Genomic DNA, 308 nt, shown 5'->3' on the forward strand with positions numbered 1-308 from the left:
CACCAGCTGCCCGCGGCCGGCGGCGTCGGCATGACGACCGTCGCCTACTGCGCGGTGTCCCCCGGTGGCCGCACCGACGGCTGGCAGATCTGGATGCGACCGGAGGCCATCCCCGGCCTGCGCAAACTCACCGACACCATCCACGGTGAAGGTGCCGCGATCAGCGCGCAGATCGGCCATGCCGGGCCGGTCGCCAACTCACGCACCAACAAGGCCAAGGCCCTGGCACCGGTGCGGTTCTTCAACCCGCTGTCGATGCGGTTCGCCCGCAAAGCCACCCGTCAGGACATCGACGACGTCACGGCCGC

1 pseudogene is annotated in these 308 nt (G+C 70.5%); it reads left to right on the forward strand.

Annotated elements, in window-relative coordinates:
- A pseudogene (locus TL10_RS29365) lies at positions 1-308 on the forward strand (NADH:flavin oxidoreductase); the annotation flags it as partial.

Origin of the sequence: Mycolicibacterium llatzerense (assembly GCF_000878195.1) — a bacterium.
In the GTDB taxonomy this organism is placed as follows: domain Bacteria; phylum Actinomycetota; class Actinomycetes; order Mycobacteriales; family Mycobacteriaceae; genus Mycobacterium; species Mycobacterium llatzerense.